Genomic DNA, 12,592 nt, shown 5'->3' with positions numbered 1-12,592 from the left:
ATTTGGTGCGCCCGAACCGGTCGCCCGAGGGACAAGCCAGGCCAGCGCTTCTTGCCAGAATCGCCCGCATGGGAACCCTCTATCTCGTGCGCCACGGGCAGGCCAGTTTCGGCGCTGCGGACTATGACAACCTGAGCGAGCTCGGGCACCGGCAGGCGGTGCGCCTGGGCGAATACTGGCGCGAGCGCGGCATGACCTTCGATGCCGTCATCACCGGCACCTTGAAGCGCCATCGGCAGACATGGGAGGGCATTGCCAAGGGCCTGGACCTGGCGCGCGACGATGTGCTGCCATGGCCCGGACTCAACGAGTACGACAGCGAGGCGGTCATCGCCGGCATCCACGAGGGCAAGCTCGAAAAGCCCGACTCACCCGAGATGTACCGTCATCACTTCCGCCTGTTGCGAGAGGGCCTGGGGGCATGGATGAATGGCCGCACGGCGCCGGTCGGCATGCCGAGCTATGTCGATTTCCTGGCAGGCGTCACGACAGCCCTCGACCATGTGCGCGACAAGCATCACGGTGCAAAGGTGCTGGTTGTGTCGAGCGGCGGACCCATCAGCACAGCGGTCGGGCATGTGCTCGGCACGACTGCGGAGACGACGATCGAGCTCAACCTGCGGATCCGTAATTCGTCGGTGACGGAGTTCGCTTTCACTCCCAAGCGGCACATGCTCGTCACCTACAACACGTTGCCGCACCTGGACGGCCCGGCGTACGAGGACTGGGTCACCTACGCCTGAAGGCCTCAGGCCTGCCACACGCCGTAGCCCGCCTTGCGCAACGCAATGCCGAGGTCGACCTCCATCAGGCGTGCGTCCTCGTAGGTCAACGGGTTGTAGCGTTCGTACAGCGCGGGGAGCAGGTGCAAGCCGAAGGCCTGCACGAAGCTGTTGGCTTGAATGCCGGCCTTGTGCTTGTCGAAACGGATGTCGGGGTCCAGGCCGGTCATGCCGACATAGACGAAGGGCTTGCCGAGCTGGTAGTCCGGGTTGGCGCGACGGAAGCGGCCGTTATTCCAGACGCGGTCGTCGAGCTCGACCACATACACATGATGCCTGGCGCGTGCTTTGCGAGGCAAGGCGTCTGTGGCGGCCGCCCGTTTGATGCGGCGCGGCACGTCATCCGTAGCGGTCGTCCGCTTGACGCGGCGCGGCACGTCATCCGTAGCGGTCGCCCGCTTGACGCGGGGCGGCCGCGAGGCCATCAGCTCTTGCGCTTGATGAGACCGTAAAGCACCAACAGCACGATCGCGCCCAGCACGGATGCAATGAAGCCTGCGCCCTGGCCCGCGGTGTACCAGCCCATGGATTGCCCGACGTACGTGACGATTAAGGAACCCGCGATGCCGATGAGGGTGGTGACGATGAAGCCCGCGGAGTCGTCGCCCGGTTTGACGGCGCGCGCCACAAGACCCACGACGAACCCGATCAGGATGGTCCAGACGATGCTCATGAAGAAATTCCTTTTAGGGTGAATTGGAAGTACCGGCAGGCCATGCCTCATCGGTTTTGATGATAGCGGAGCGATTTTGGCGCACATGTCCGCCAATGCCGATGAAAAAGCGGGTCGGATGTTGTGCCTGTCTGCGTCACTGCGAGACTGCGTGACCATCAGGCTGCGTGGCGTCCTACAGGTGCATTTGCGGTGCGGGGTTAAACCTTGGACATGCTGGAAAAACTGCCTGATGTCATTGGTCACGCGCTGCACGGCGTGCGTGCCGGTCTGGACGAGATCGTCTTCAACACGCTCGGCATGCGCGAAGGCATGGCGTCGATCGAAATCACAAGCGCTGCCTTCGTCGATCATGGGCCGCTCCCGCCTCGGTGTACCGCCGATGCCCCCGATGGCGAGGGCGTTTCGCCGCCGTTGCGCTGGACCGGGTTACCGGCGGGAACTGCGTCGCTTCTTTTGATTGTCGAGGACGCGGATTCCCCGACACCCAATCCGCTGGTGCATGCGATCGTGGTCGATCTCCCCCCGACGGATGGCTTGTTGGCGGAAGCGTCGATTCCGAGTCCGGGCAATGAAGGTACGGGTTTGAACGTCGGTCGCAACTCGGCATTGCAGGCCGCATGGCTGCCGCCCGATCCGCCGCCTGGTCACGGCGTGCATCGCTATGCATTTCAGTTGTTCGCATTGGGGCAAGCGCCGGATTTCTCCGATTCGCCGGGGCGGGACGAGGTTGTCGAAGCGCTTCGCGCACATGCCATTGCCAGCGGGCTGCTGATCGGCACGCATGAGCGGCCCGACGGATCGATCAAGATCGAGGATGCAGTGACCTCCAGCGGCCCCTTGGCGCCGGCTGCCGGTTGATGTGGCGTTCAAACCGCGTCTTTCGAAGAGAGATGTCGAAATCCGGATTTTTAACGCTATAATCTGAGGCTCTATGGTGGCTGTAGCTCAGCTGGTAGAGTCCCAGATTGTGATTCTGGTCGTCGTGGGTTCGAGTCCCATCAGCCACCCCAAAAGATATTTCCTTCAGGCTATTGCTCAATAGCACTCAAGGGATCGCACCGCCGGGCCTGCCCCGGCGTTGTCATTTCCGGACCGCTCTTTTTGGGGTGCGTGCTCCTTCAGCTTCTTCCGTTTTTACCTGCATATAAGCGCCCTCAGTGGTGCACTCGTGTTGCGAGTTGTTGCATTGATGCAATGAGGATTCCTTTTTTTTGTTCGACTTTACACTTGTGCCAAAAGTAAACTGAATTAGAATCCGCTCGTTTTCAATTTCTGGAGTCCAACAAATGGCTTCGACACTCGCCGATATCAATTCCCAGATCAAGAAGCATGACGAGCAGATTGCGCAATTGCGCAAGCAAGCCGAAGACATGCGCAACCAAGAACGCGCTGGTGTGATCGAAGAGCTTCGCAAGAAGATTGCCGAATACGGATTGACGGCCTCCGACTTGAAATTGGGTGGGCGAGTGGGTGCCGTCAAGCGCGCAGCAGGCGTTGCACCGGCCAAAGCCGCGGCCAAGTACCGCGGCCCGACGGGCGAAACCTGGTCGGGTGGACGTGGCCGCAAGCCGCGTTGGGTGACCGAGGCATTGGCGGCTGGCAAATCTTTGACCGATTACGAAATCAAGTAAGTGCCTGTCGGCCTCCTTGGGCAGGTGCCCAATAAAAAAGCCCGCTCATGCGGGCTTTTTTATTGGATGCCGACCTGAGCGTACTCAGTTCACCATCACGAGTTTTCCCTTGACGCCGCGTGAACCCATGTGCGCGTACGCAGCCTTCAATTCGGCCATCGGCATCGTGCTGTCGATCACCGGCTTGATCTTTCCCTGGCCGTACCACTGCGCCAATTCAGCCATCATCTGCGCATTGGCCTTGGGCTCGCGCCGGGCGAAATCGCCCCAGAACACGCCGACGATGGACGCGCCTTTCAGCAGCGTCAGATTCAATGGCAGCGACGGAATGGGGCCGGACGCAAAACCGACGACCAAATAGCGCCCGCGCCAACCAATCGAGCGAAACGCCGGCTCCGCAAAGTCACCACCGACCGGGTCGTAAATGACATCCGGTCCTTTGCCGTCGGTCGCGGCTTTGACGGCATCGCGAAACCCATTGGGCAGCGCGTGCGTGGTGTAGTTGATCGTCGCGTCAGCGCCAATGGAGCGGCAAAGTTCGCATTTCTCGTCGGTGGAGGCTGCCGCAATGACCTTGGCGCCGGCGGCCTTGGCAATCTGGATGGCCGCGGTGCCCACGCCGCCGGCCGCGCCGAGCACGAGCACGGTTTCACCGGCCTTGAGTTGTGCGCGGTCCATCAATGCATGCCACGAAGTCGCGTAGATCATGATGAACGCGGCCGCATCGACGTGGCCGAATCCCTCGGGCAGCGGCATGCACAGTGCGGCGGGGGCCAGCGTATGCGTGGCGAAGCCGCCAGTGCCCGACAGGCAGGCCACGTTCTGGCCGACCTTGAGGTGCGTCACGCCTTCGCCGACTGCCTGGATGACGCCGGCATATTCAGAGCCGGGCACGAAGGGCAGGGGCGGCTTCATCTGGTACTTGTTCTGCACGATCAGCAGATCGGGGAAATTCAGGCTCGCCGCCTTGATTTCGATCAGCACCTGGCCCGGGCCCGGCGTCGGTGTCGGCAGTTCCTTCCAGGTCAGCGCGTCGACGCCGGTGGGGTTTTCGCAAAGCCATGCGTGCATGCTCGAGTCTCCTTCGTGTGAGTCGGGTGGGGGCAATGAATGCGGGCGATGATAGGCGGCGCGCCGAGGCGGGCTTGTCCCTGCTGCGACGCACCCGACGCCTACAATCCGAGCGATCCAGGACACCATGAAGATACTCATTTCCAACGACGACGGCTTCCAGGCGCCGGGCATCGTCGCATTGCACGACGCACTCAAGGACATCGCCGATGTCGAGGTGATTGCCCCCGAGCACAACAACAGCGCCAAGTCGAACGCGCTGACCCTGGCCGCACCTCTCTATGTGCGCGAAGCCCACAACGGTTTTCGCTACGTGACCGGCACCCCGGCCGACTGCGTGCACATCGCGCTCAAGGGCCTGCTCGACTACCGGCCCGACCTGGTGGTGTCCGGCATCAACAACGGCGCCAACATGGGCGACGACACCATCTATTCGGGCACCGTCGGCGCGGCCATGGAGGCCTACCTGTTCGGCATTCCGGCCATTGCGTTCTCGCAGATCGAAAAGGGCTGGGCCCACGTGGATGCGGCTGCTCAGGTGGCGCGGCGTCTGGTGCAGCAGATCGAGCGTGAGCGGATGCTGGGCGGCAGCGCATTCCTGCTCAACGTGAACGTGCCGAACAAGCCCCTCGATGAATTGAAGCCCGTCAAGGTTTGCCGGCTCGGTCGCCGTCACGCCGCCGAGAAGGTGATCACGCAGGACAGCCCGCGCGGGGAGACCATGTACTGGATCGCCGGCGCAGGTGGCGCCAAGGACAGCGGCGAGGGCACCGACTTCCACGCCACCGCGGCTGGCCATATTGCGTTGACGCCGTTGCAGATCGATCTGACCGACCACGCCAACCTCGGCCAGTGGCGCGAGACCGTGGCCCGGTTCGGCAATTGACATGGCCACGCAGCGGCCCAGCTTTCCCGTTCGCCTGACTCCCACCGCCTCGGCCGCCACGCGCGGGCGCATGCCTGCCGTGCCGGCCAAGCCGATGGTGCCGTCCACGCCTTCGATGGCCTCAGACGCGGTGCGCGCGCGCATGGTGCAGAAGCTCGCGGCGCAGGGCATTTCCGATCCGCGCGTGTTGCGTGCGATGGGCGCGGTGAACCGGCATGGCTTCGTCGACAGCGCGCTGGTCAACCAGGCGTATGAAGACACGAGCCTGCCGATCGGGCTCGGGCAGACCATCTCCAAGCCCAGCGTGGTGGCCCGCATGATCGAGCTGTTGCTCGGCGCGCCCGCGTTGGCCGGAAAACCGCAAGACAAACTGGGCCGCGTGCTCGAAATTGGCACCGGCTGCGGCTACCAGGCCGCTGTGCTGAATCACGTGGCCTCCGAGGTCTACAGCATCGAGCGGCTGCGCGGCCTGCACGAGCGCGCCCGCCTGAATCTTCGGCCCTTCCGGTTGGCCACGGTGCACCTGATGCTGGGCGACGGAATGATCGGCTACGCGAAGGGCGCGCCCTATGCCGGCATCATCGCTGCCGCGGGCGGCGAAGCCGTGCCGCAAGCCTGGATCGATCAGCTCGCGGTGGGGGGCCGCATCGTGGCTCCTACACATTCCGCCAGCGGTGGCCAGGCCCTCGTCGTCATCGACAAGACCCCCCGGGGACTGGAGCGTCTCATTCTTGAGGCGGTTCACTTTGTCCCCCTAAAATCAGGCATCGCTTGAAGGAATAACAAATGCAGGGTTTTGGCAATCGGAGTTGGTTCGCTGGCGTCACGTTGGCCTTTGTGCTCGTGATCGCGGGCTGTTCCACACCGCGTGGGCCGGCACCGGTCGAAGACCGCGGCACCATGACGCGCGCCCCCAGCGCCACAGTGCCCGGCGGCCCGCCCATCACCACGGATGCCAACGGCAAGCCGCTGGCAGGCATCGAGAATTACGGCAAGCCCGGCTACTACGCGGTTCGCCCCGGCGACACCATCCGCCGCATCGGCGCGGACACGGGTCAACGCTGGCAGGACATCGTTCGCTGGAACAACATCGACAACCCCGATCTCATCGAAGTCGGCCAGGTGCTGCGCGTGATCCCGCCGGGTGGAACGGCCGTAGCCGTGGCGCCGCCGGCCAGTGCGCCTTCTTCCGAAAGCGCCACGACCAAGCCGGTCACGCCGCCTGCAGTCCTGGCGCCTGTGGCACCGGCCAGCAGCCCGGTCAAGCCGCCGGTCACGGCGTCGCCGTCGGCGCCAGGCACAGGCAATTCGGGGGATGAAGACCTTGGCTGGATCTGGCCCGCGAGCGGCTCGCTGATCGCGGGCTTCGACGAAGCCAAGAACAAGGGCTACGACATCAGCGGCAAGGCGGGCGACCCGGTGCTGGCCGCCGCCGACGGCCGTGTGGTCTATGCGGGCGCCGGCCTGCGTGGCTACGGCAACCTGATCATCCTGAAGCACAACAACACCTACCTCACGGCGTATGCGCACAACCAGACGCTGCTCGTGAAGGAAGACCAGTCGGTTCAGAAGGGCCAGAAGATCGCCGAGATGGGCAACAGCGACGCCGACCGCGTGAAGCTGCATTTCGAGATCCGCCGCCAGGGCAAGCCCGTCGATCCTTCGCGTTACCTCCCCGGCCGGTGATGCCATGGCTGCCCCTCGCTCCCGTCGCACACTGCCTGTGCGCGGGTTGGCGGGCAAGGGCAGTCGCCGGGACCCGTCCGACGAGAACGCATCTGCCGCCGGCACGGCGGCCGATCCGTTGGGCACTGACAGTGCACCGCCTCGCGATGCCTCGAGCGAGTCGATCGGCGGCGAAGGCGCGGATGCGCTGACCATCTACCTGCGCCAGGTTCGGCGCACAGAGCTCTTCACGCCGGCGCAGGAGTACCAGGCCGCATGCGCCGCGCGAGCCGGCGATTTCGCCGCCCGGCAGTCGATGATCGAGCACAACCTGCGGCTCGTGGTGAATATCGCCAAGAGCTACCTGGGGCGTGGCGTGCCGCTGTCGGACCTCATCGAAGAGGGCAATCTCGGGTTGATGCATGCCATTGGCAAGTTCGAGCCCGAACGCGGCTTTCGTTTTTCAACGTATGCAACCTGGTGGATCCGCCAGTCCGTCGAACGTGCGGTCATGACGCAGGCCCGTGCGATCCGGCTGCCGGTGCATGTGGTGCGGGAGCTGCACCAGGTACTGCGTGCGCGCCGCACCCTGGAGGGCGACGCTGAATTCCTTGCGAACCGGCCCGACGGCGTGCGCGTGGAAGACATTGCTGCGCTGCTTGGACGCGACGTGCAGTCCGTGGCCGACCTGCTGGCCCTGTCCGAAGCGCCGCGCTCGCTGGACGCAGGTGATGCGCGCAGCGACGATGGCTTCACGCTGGCCGACACCGTGGCCTCCGAGGACGAGCAGGGCAACCCGACCGGCGTGACGCACGCACACGAGGTGGAGCGCCTGCTCGACCAGTGGGTGCATGCCCTCGATGCGCGCGAGCGCGAGGTGCTGGAAGGCCGCTACGGCCTGCACGACCGCGAGCCCGAAACGCTGGAGGTGCTGAGCGTGCGCCTGGGCCTCACACGCGAGAGGGTCAGGCAGATCCAGAACGAGGCACTGGCCAAGATGCGCCGCCAGCTCACGCGCTCGGGCGTCGGGCGGGACGCGTTGTTCTAGCGAGGCTGTCCACGCTGAGACAATCGGGGGATGACGGAACCCATCGAAGAAAACAAAACGCCCGCGAAAGTCCCCGCGAATCCTGGTGAAGAGTGGTTGCAGGTCGAGTCGCTCGACCTCGACGCTCAGGGCGTTGCCCACAAAGCCGACGGCATGGTCGTGTTCATCGAAGGCGCATTGCCCTTCGAGGAAGTGCAGTTCAATGTGCACCGCCGCAAGAACAACTGGGAGCAAGGCACGGTCACGGCCATCCGCCGAGAATCGTCGCAGCGGGTGCGTCCCGGCTGCCCGCATTTCGGCCTGCACACGGGTGCGTGCGGCGGCTGCAAGATGCAGCACCTCGACGCGGCCGCCCAGGTGGCCGTGAAGCAGCGCGCGCTGGAAGACAACCTGTGGCATCTGGGCAAGGTGCACCCCGAGAACGTGCTGCGACCGCTCGAGGGGCCGGCATGGCACTACCGCTACCGTGCGCGACTCTCGGTGCGCCACGTGGTCAAGAAGGGCACGGTGCTCATCGGCTTCCACGAGCGCAAGAGCCGCTACCTGGCCGACATGCAGGTGTGTCCGGTGCTGCCCAAGCAGATCAGCGAGATGCTGATGCCGTTGCGCGCCTTGATCGGCTCGATGGACGCACGCCAGACCTGTCCGCAGATCGAGCTGGCCTGCGGCGACGCACCCGACTCCACGAAGCTCGGCACCATCGCGCTGGTGCTGCGCCACCTCGAACCGCTGTCGGACGCCGACGTCGACCGGCTGAAGGCCTTTGCGGCCCACAACGAGGGTGTTCAGTGGTGGCTGCAGCCCAAGGGCCCGGACACCGTGAAGTTGCTGGAAGAGGGCGGCGCGCCGCTGGCGTATCGGCTGCCCGAGTTCGGCGTCACGATGCCGTTCAAGCCCACCGACTTCACACAGGTCAATCCGCACATCAACCGGGCGCTGGTCGGCAAGGCGCTGCGCCTGCTCGACGTGCAGCCGGACGAGCGCGTGATCGACTGGTTCTGCGGCCTGGGCAATTTCACCTTGCCGCTGGCGAGCCAGGCGCGCGAGGTTCTGGGCATCGAGGGGAGCGACACGCTGGTGGCGCGCGCCACCGACAACTTCTTGCGAAATCAGCCCGCAACGCCCGCCCGCCGTGCGTTGTCACCTGCAACTTTCGTAGCGCGCAACCTGTTCGAGATGACACCGGCGATGCTGGTGGCCGACGGCAGCGCCGACAAGTGGCTGGTCGACCCGCCGCGCGAAGGCGCCTTCGCCCTCGCCAAGGCTCTGGCCGACCTGCACCTGCAGCCCGAACTGCGCACCGACGGCTGGACGCCGCCCAAGCGCATCGTGTACGTGAGCTGCAACCCGTCGACGCTGGCACGCGACGCCGGCCTGCTGGTGCACCAGGCGGGCTACCGTTGCACGTTCTCGGGTGTGGTGAACATGTTCCCGCACACGGCGCACGTCGAGTCGATCGCGGTCTTCGAGCTGGAATGAAAAAAGAGCCCCTCGGGGCTCTTTTTACGGGTGGGCTCTGATCCGCTCAGTCGCGTTCGCCGCCGAAGATGCCCAGCAGGGCCAGCAGGCTCTGGAACACGTTGAACAGGTCGAGGTACAGCGCGAGCGTGGCGGTGATGTAGTTGGTTTCGCCGCCGTCCATGATCTGCTTCAGGTCATAGAGCATGTAGGCCGAGAAGATGCCGATGGCGGCCACCGAGATCACCAGCATGCCGGTGCTCGAACCGACGAAGACGTTGATGATGGCGCCGAACATCAACACCATCGCCCCGACGAACAGGAACTTGCCCATGCCCGACAGGTCGCGCTTGATGACCGTGGCCAGCGAGGCCATCACGAAGAACACGCCGGCGGTGCCGCCGAAGGCCGTCATGATGAGTTCCGAGCCGTTCTTGAAACCGAGCACCATCGCGATCAGGCGCGACAGCATCAGGCCCATGAAGAAGGTGAAACCCAGCAGCACGGGCACGCCGGCGGCGGAGTTCTTGGTCTTTTCGATGGCGAACATGAAGCCGAATGCGCCGCCGAGGAAGACGATGAGGCCGAGTCCTCCGGTGAGCGAACGCGTGAGGCCCGTGCTTACACCGACCCATGCGCCGAGCACGGTGGGCAGCAGGCTCAGCGCGAGCAGCCAGTAGGTGTTGCGCAGCACGCGCTGGCGTTCCGCTTGCGCCAGCGGCTGGCCGTAGCCAGTGGATGTGTCTAGGGTGGTAACGCGGTCGTTCATGGCCGGAGCTCCTGTGGTTGCTGCGAAGACGCAGTTGGGGCGCATTCTAGGGGGCTGCAAGAGCGGGTGCCGGTAAAGACCGCGTGCAGCTTGTTTCCGAGCTTGGCACCGGCGCGAAGGCACTGCTGGCGGCGTGGCCGTTATGCTGTCGGGTTTTTACGCAACCCGAGCACACCATGAAGACCAAATCATTCCTCGAACTCGCCGACGTCAAGGCCGTTGCCGCCGCGGCCGAAGCCGAGGCCCTGAAGAACAACTGGGCCGTGACCATCGCCATCTCGGACGATGCCGGCAACCTGCTGTGGCTGCAGCGCCTGGACGGCGCCGCTGCGCTGTCCTCGCACATCGCGCCCGCCAAGGCGCACACCGCCGCCATGGGCCGCCGTGAAAGCAAGGTCTACGAAGACATCATCAACGGCGGGCGCACCGCGTTCCTGACGGCGCCCGAAGTGCAGGGCCTGCTCGAAGGCGGCGTGCCGATCGTGAAGGACGGCCATGTGATCGGCGCCGTGGGCGTGAGCGGCGTGAAGTCCAACGAAGATGCACAGATCGCCAAGGCAGGCATTGCCGCGCTCGGCCTCTGATCCTTCTCTCGCACAAAGCAAAACGCCGACTTCGAGGTCGGCGTTTTCTTTTGGATGCTTCAGCGTGAAAAAAAGCTTGGCTAGTCGGCGAACCGTTGGCTAGCAAAAAACGACCCTTCGGAGATGAATCTCCTTGAGTCGCCCCACGATGAAACTTGCTCGGGAGGGGCGAACTGAACGACCTATTTGGTCAGGATCAGCTTGCCAAGTTTGGTGGCTTGCAGCCGGTACAGGGAACCGTTGTGCATGATGCCAACGGTCTTGCTTCCCTTCAGAAGCTCCGCGCTTTCGACCAGCGGCGCCGGACGCGTTGCCTGGATGGACGCATGGCCGCCGCCCGATTGGTCGAGCGAAGGATGGTTCAGAACAGAAAAGGCATTCGGAGTGGCTGGCATCTGGAGTTCCCTTGTCGAAGCGATGACTGAATGATAATGATTCGCAATAAAAAGTCAATCGTCGGGATTGATTTTTTTCAATCGCGATTCAGGTCACTTCGCGTCAGGTTCCGTAATGAAGCCGATCTTGCGCACGCCGGCTTCGCGGGCTTCGGACATGGCCTTGGCCACGCGCTCGTAGCGCACGGCCTTGTCGCCGCGGATGTGCAGCTCGGGCTGCGGGTCCTTGGCGGCCTCGGCGGCCAGTCGGGCGGGCAGCGCGCTGTCGTCGATCTTGTCTTCGTTCCAGTAGTAGCTGCCGTCTGCCGTGATGCTGAACAGGATGTTCTGCGGCTTCGGCTGTTCGGGCTCGCTGGTGGCGCGCGGCAGGTCGATGTTGACGGCGTGTTTCATCACCGGCACGGTGATGATGAAGATGATGAGCAGCACCAGCATGACGTCGACCAGCGGCGTCATGTTGATCTCGTTCATCACCTCGTCGGGTTCGTCTTGTGTTCCGAAAGCCATGATGCTCAGCCCTTCTTGAGCGGAACCACGATCGCTTCGTTGCCGCCGCTTTGCACGCGGGCACCGGTCACGAAGTAGGCGTGCAGGTCGTGCGCGAAGGCATTCAGCTTGGTCAGCACGAACTTGTTGCCGCGCACCAGCGCGTTGTAGCCCAGCACCGCCGGAATGGCCACGGCCAGGCCGAGCGCCGTCATGATCAGTGCTTCACCGATCGGGCCGGCCACCTTGTCGATGGTCGCCTGGCCGGCCGAGCCGATGCTCATGAGCGCGTGGTAGATGCCCCAGACCGTGCCGAACAGGCCGATGAAGGGGGCAGTGGAGCCCACCGACGCCAGGATGGCGAGGCCGGTCTGCAGGCGCGCGGTGAATGCGTCGATGCCGTTGCGCAGGGAGCGCGTGATCCAGTCGCTCACGTCCAGCGTGTCGTGCAGGTGGACCTTCGTGTTGCGGTGGTGCGCTGCGGCTTCGCGGCCTTCGAGTGCCAGCGCGCGAAACGGGTTGCTGTCGTCGGTGCCGAGCTTGTTCAGCGCGGTGGCGAAGTCTTCGCTGTGCCAGAAGTCTTGCGAGTGCTTGGCGAGGCGCTTGTAGCGAATGACGTCGAGCGCCTTGACGATGATCACGATCCACGACGCGAGGGACATGCCGATCAACAGCACCGCCACGGCCTTGGTCACGAAGTCGCCCTGGTTCCAGACGTTCATCAAGCCAAATTGGGAATCCATACGAAGTTGCTCCAGAGAAAAATTAGTTCAGTACGTAGTTGACCGGGGCGTCATAAGACATGGCCTGCACCACACCGTTGACTTTGCCGGGCACGAACCGGCATTTCATGATGTATTCCACGGCGGCTTCGTCGAGCCGATCGAAGCCGCTGGATTTCTTGACTTCCGCGCCCCTGGGCATGCCGTCGACGCCCACGAGCACCCGCACGATGACCTTGCCCTGCTCGCCGAGCCGCCGGCTCATGGCGGGGTACACCGGCTTCGGGTTCTGAAGGTAGTCGGCGTTGCTCGACGGCAGCGACACCGCAGGGGGGGCTGGAGGCGAAGGCGGCGGTGCGGGTGGGGCCTGTCTCTTATACACATCTCCGAGCCCACGAGACGAGTCATAGGATCTCGTA

17 protein-coding genes and 1 tRNA gene are annotated in these 12,592 nt (G+C 64.1%); 10 read left to right on the top strand and 8 right to left on the bottom strand.

The annotated features are described in order from the left end of the window. Positions 1-68 precede the first annotated feature (68 nt). Positions 69-743, top strand: a complete 675-nt coding sequence (locus AC0IYU_RS13445) for a histidine phosphatase family protein (RefSeq protein WP_472117493.1) — start codon at positions 69-71, stop codon at positions 741-743. Between the two features lie 5 nt (positions 744-748). Here AC0IYU_RS13445 and AC0IYU_RS13440 read toward each other — a convergent pair whose 3' ends face one another. Together AC0IYU_RS13440 and AC0IYU_RS13435 are read right to left on the bottom strand one after the other, a co-directional pair. Beyond that, positions 749-1,081 (bottom strand): hypothetical protein, encoded by a 333-nt coding sequence (locus AC0IYU_RS13440; RefSeq protein ID WP_435483369.1) that lies wholly within the window; start codon positions 1,079-1,081, stop codon positions 749-751. A gap of 125 nt (positions 1,082-1,206) precedes the next feature. Beyond that, positions 1,207-1,455 carry a GlsB/YeaQ/YmgE family stress response membrane protein gene (locus AC0IYU_RS13435; protein WP_435435604.1) on the bottom strand — a complete coding sequence of 83 codons (249 nt, stop codon included), beginning with the start codon at positions 1,453-1,455 and terminating at the stop codon, positions 1,207-1,209. Between the two features lie 213 nt (positions 1,456-1,668). On the opposite strand from AC0IYU_RS13435, the gene AC0IYU_RS13430 reads away from it, so the two are divergent. From AC0IYU_RS13430 to AC0IYU_RS13420, 3 genes are all read left to right on the top strand, one after another. Beyond that, positions 1,669-2,316: a YbhB/YbcL family Raf kinase inhibitor-like protein gene (locus AC0IYU_RS13430; protein ID WP_472117489.1), complete on the top strand. Its 648-nt coding sequence runs from the start codon at positions 1,669-1,671 to the stop codon at positions 2,314-2,316. A 76-nt stretch (positions 2,317-2,392) separates the two neighbouring features. Beyond that, a tRNA-His gene (locus tag AC0IYU_RS13425) sits at positions 2,393-2,468 on the top strand. 276 nt (positions 2,469-2,744) lie between these two features. Then, positions 2,745-3,089 (top strand): H-NS histone family protein, encoded by a 345-nt coding sequence (locus AC0IYU_RS13420; RefSeq protein WP_472117486.1) that lies wholly within the window; start codon positions 2,745-2,747, stop codon positions 3,087-3,089. 84 nt (positions 3,090-3,173) lie between these two features. Here the strand turns inward: AC0IYU_RS13420 and AC0IYU_RS13415 are convergent, their stop codons facing one another. Further along, positions 3,174-4,160 carry an NADPH:quinone oxidoreductase family protein gene (locus AC0IYU_RS13415; protein ID WP_472117482.1) on the bottom strand — a complete coding sequence of 329 codons (987 nt, stop codon included), beginning with the start codon at positions 4,158-4,160 and terminating at the stop codon, positions 3,174-3,176. 127 nt (positions 4,161-4,287) lie between these two features. On the opposite strand from AC0IYU_RS13415, the gene surE reads away from it, so the two are divergent. Genes surE through rlmD form a run of 5 tightly spaced genes read left to right on the top strand, consistent with a single transcriptional unit; the run spans position 4,288 to position 9,238 of the window. Then, positions 4,288-5,046 carry a 5'/3'-nucleotidase SurE gene (surE, locus tag AC0IYU_RS13410; RefSeq protein WP_472117479.1) on the top strand — a complete coding sequence of 253 codons (759 nt, stop codon included), beginning with the start codon at positions 4,288-4,290 and terminating at the stop codon, positions 5,044-5,046. A gap of 1 nt (position 5,047) precedes the next feature. Then, positions 5,048-5,821: a protein-L-isoaspartate(D-aspartate) O-methyltransferase gene (locus tag AC0IYU_RS13405; RefSeq protein WP_472117476.1), complete on the top strand. Its 774-nt coding sequence runs from the start codon at positions 5,048-5,050 to the stop codon at positions 5,819-5,821. Between the two features lie 11 nt (positions 5,822-5,832). Next, positions 5,833-6,732: a peptidoglycan DD-metalloendopeptidase family protein gene (locus AC0IYU_RS13400; RefSeq protein WP_472117473.1), complete on the top strand. Its 900-nt coding sequence runs from the start codon at positions 5,833-5,835 to the stop codon at positions 6,730-6,732. A 4-nt stretch (positions 6,733-6,736) separates the two neighbouring features. Then, entirely contained in the window at positions 6,737-7,759 is a 1,023-nt protein-coding gene (locus AC0IYU_RS13395) for a sigma-70 family RNA polymerase sigma factor (RefSeq protein ID WP_472117470.1), read from the top strand. A 30-nt stretch (positions 7,760-7,789) separates the two neighbouring features. Continuing rightward, a complete protein-coding gene (gene rlmD / locus AC0IYU_RS13390) occupies positions 7,790-9,238 on the top strand; it encodes a 23S rRNA (uracil(1939)-C(5))-methyltransferase RlmD (RefSeq protein ID WP_472117467.1) in 1,449 nt (482 codons plus the stop codon). A gap of 46 nt (positions 9,239-9,284) precedes the next feature. Here the strand turns inward: rlmD and AC0IYU_RS13385 are convergent, their stop codons facing one another. Further along, positions 9,285-9,986: a Bax inhibitor-1/YccA family protein gene (locus AC0IYU_RS13385; protein ID WP_435435615.1), complete on the bottom strand. Its 702-nt coding sequence runs from the start codon at positions 9,984-9,986 to the stop codon at positions 9,285-9,287. Between the two features lie 176 nt (positions 9,987-10,162). Between AC0IYU_RS13385 and AC0IYU_RS13380 the strand changes: the two genes are divergently transcribed. Beyond that, positions 10,163-10,570 (top strand): GlcG/HbpS family heme-binding protein, encoded by a 408-nt coding sequence (locus tag AC0IYU_RS13380; RefSeq protein ID WP_007830736.1) that lies wholly within the window; start codon positions 10,163-10,165, stop codon positions 10,568-10,570. Between the two features lie 182 nt (positions 10,571-10,752). Here AC0IYU_RS13380 and hemP read toward each other — a convergent pair whose 3' ends face one another. The 4 genes from hemP to AC0IYU_RS13360 form a co-directional block, all read right to left on the bottom strand. Further along, positions 10,753-10,965: a hemin uptake protein HemP gene (gene hemP, locus AC0IYU_RS13375; RefSeq protein ID WP_435483377.1), complete on the bottom strand. Its 213-nt coding sequence runs from the start codon at positions 10,963-10,965 to the stop codon at positions 10,753-10,755. A 93-nt stretch (positions 10,966-11,058) separates the two neighbouring features. Beyond that, positions 11,059-11,472, bottom strand: coding sequence for an ExbD/TolR family protein (locus AC0IYU_RS13370; RefSeq protein WP_435435617.1), 414 nt, complete (start codon positions 11,470-11,472; stop codon positions 11,059-11,061). Between the two features lie 5 nt (positions 11,473-11,477). Beyond that, positions 11,478-12,194 (bottom strand): MotA/TolQ/ExbB proton channel family protein, encoded by a 717-nt coding sequence (locus AC0IYU_RS13365; protein ID WP_435435618.1) that lies wholly within the window; start codon positions 12,192-12,194, stop codon positions 11,478-11,480. Positions 12,195-12,216: 22 nt separating this feature from the next. Beyond that, on the bottom strand, positions 12,217-12,592 hold a 376-nt coding region (locus AC0IYU_RS13360; RefSeq protein WP_472117464.1), incomplete at its 5' end, for an energy transducer TonB.

This window comes from Variovorax sp. AC103, from assembly GCF_979254005.1.
The sequence above is the reverse complement of the archived record's forward strand: the minus strand, read 5'-3'. Positions and strand labels throughout refer to the sequence as shown.

Excerpts from the sequence above, each read along its gene's own strand:
- AC0IYU_RS13395 (WP_472117470.1), top strand. The coding sequence starts at position 6,737 with ATGGCTGCCCCTCGCTCCCGTCGCACACTGCCTGTGCGCGGGTTGGCG.
- rlmD (WP_472117467.1), top strand. The coding sequence starts at position 7,790 with ATGACGGAACCCATCGAAGAAAACAAAACGCCCGCGAAAGTCCCCGCG.
- AC0IYU_RS13365 (WP_435435618.1), bottom strand. The coding sequence starts at position 12,194 with ATGGATTCCCAATTTGGCTTGATGAACGTCTGGAACCAGGGCGACTTC.
- AC0IYU_RS13370 (WP_435435617.1), bottom strand. The coding sequence starts at position 11,472 with ATGGCTTTCGGAACACAAGACGAACCCGACGAGGTGATGAACGAGATC.
- AC0IYU_RS13405 (WP_472117476.1), top strand. The coding sequence starts at position 5,048 with ATGGCCACGCAGCGGCCCAGCTTTCCCGTTCGCCTGACTCCCACCGCC.
- AC0IYU_RS13380 (WP_007830736.1), top strand. The coding sequence starts at position 10,163 with ATGAAGACCAAATCATTCCTCGAACTCGCCGACGTCAAGGCCGTTGCC.
- hemP (WP_435483377.1), bottom strand. The coding sequence starts at position 10,965 with ATGCCAGCCACTCCGAATGCCTTTTCTGTTCTGAACCATCCTTCGCTC.
- AC0IYU_RS13420 (WP_472117486.1), top strand. The coding sequence starts at position 2,745 with ATGGCTTCGACACTCGCCGATATCAATTCCCAGATCAAGAAGCATGAC.
- AC0IYU_RS13400 (WP_472117473.1), top strand. The coding sequence starts at position 5,833 with ATGCAGGGTTTTGGCAATCGGAGTTGGTTCGCTGGCGTCACGTTGGCC.
- surE (WP_472117479.1), top strand. The coding sequence starts at position 4,288 with ATGAAGATACTCATTTCCAACGACGACGGCTTCCAGGCGCCGGGCATC.
- AC0IYU_RS13385 (WP_435435615.1), bottom strand. The coding sequence starts at position 9,986 with ATGAACGACCGCGTTACCACCCTAGACACATCCACTGGCTACGGCCAG.
- AC0IYU_RS13435 (WP_435435604.1), bottom strand. The coding sequence starts at position 1,455 with ATGAGCATCGTCTGGACCATCCTGATCGGGTTCGTCGTGGGTCTTGTG.
- AC0IYU_RS13445 (WP_472117493.1), top strand. The coding sequence starts at position 69 with ATGGGAACCCTCTATCTCGTGCGCCACGGGCAGGCCAGTTTCGGCGCT.
- AC0IYU_RS13415 (WP_472117482.1), bottom strand. The coding sequence starts at position 4,160 with ATGCACGCATGGCTTTGCGAAAACCCCACCGGCGTCGACGCGCTGACC.
- AC0IYU_RS13430 (WP_472117489.1), top strand. The coding sequence starts at position 1,669 with ATGCTGGAAAAACTGCCTGATGTCATTGGTCACGCGCTGCACGGCGTG.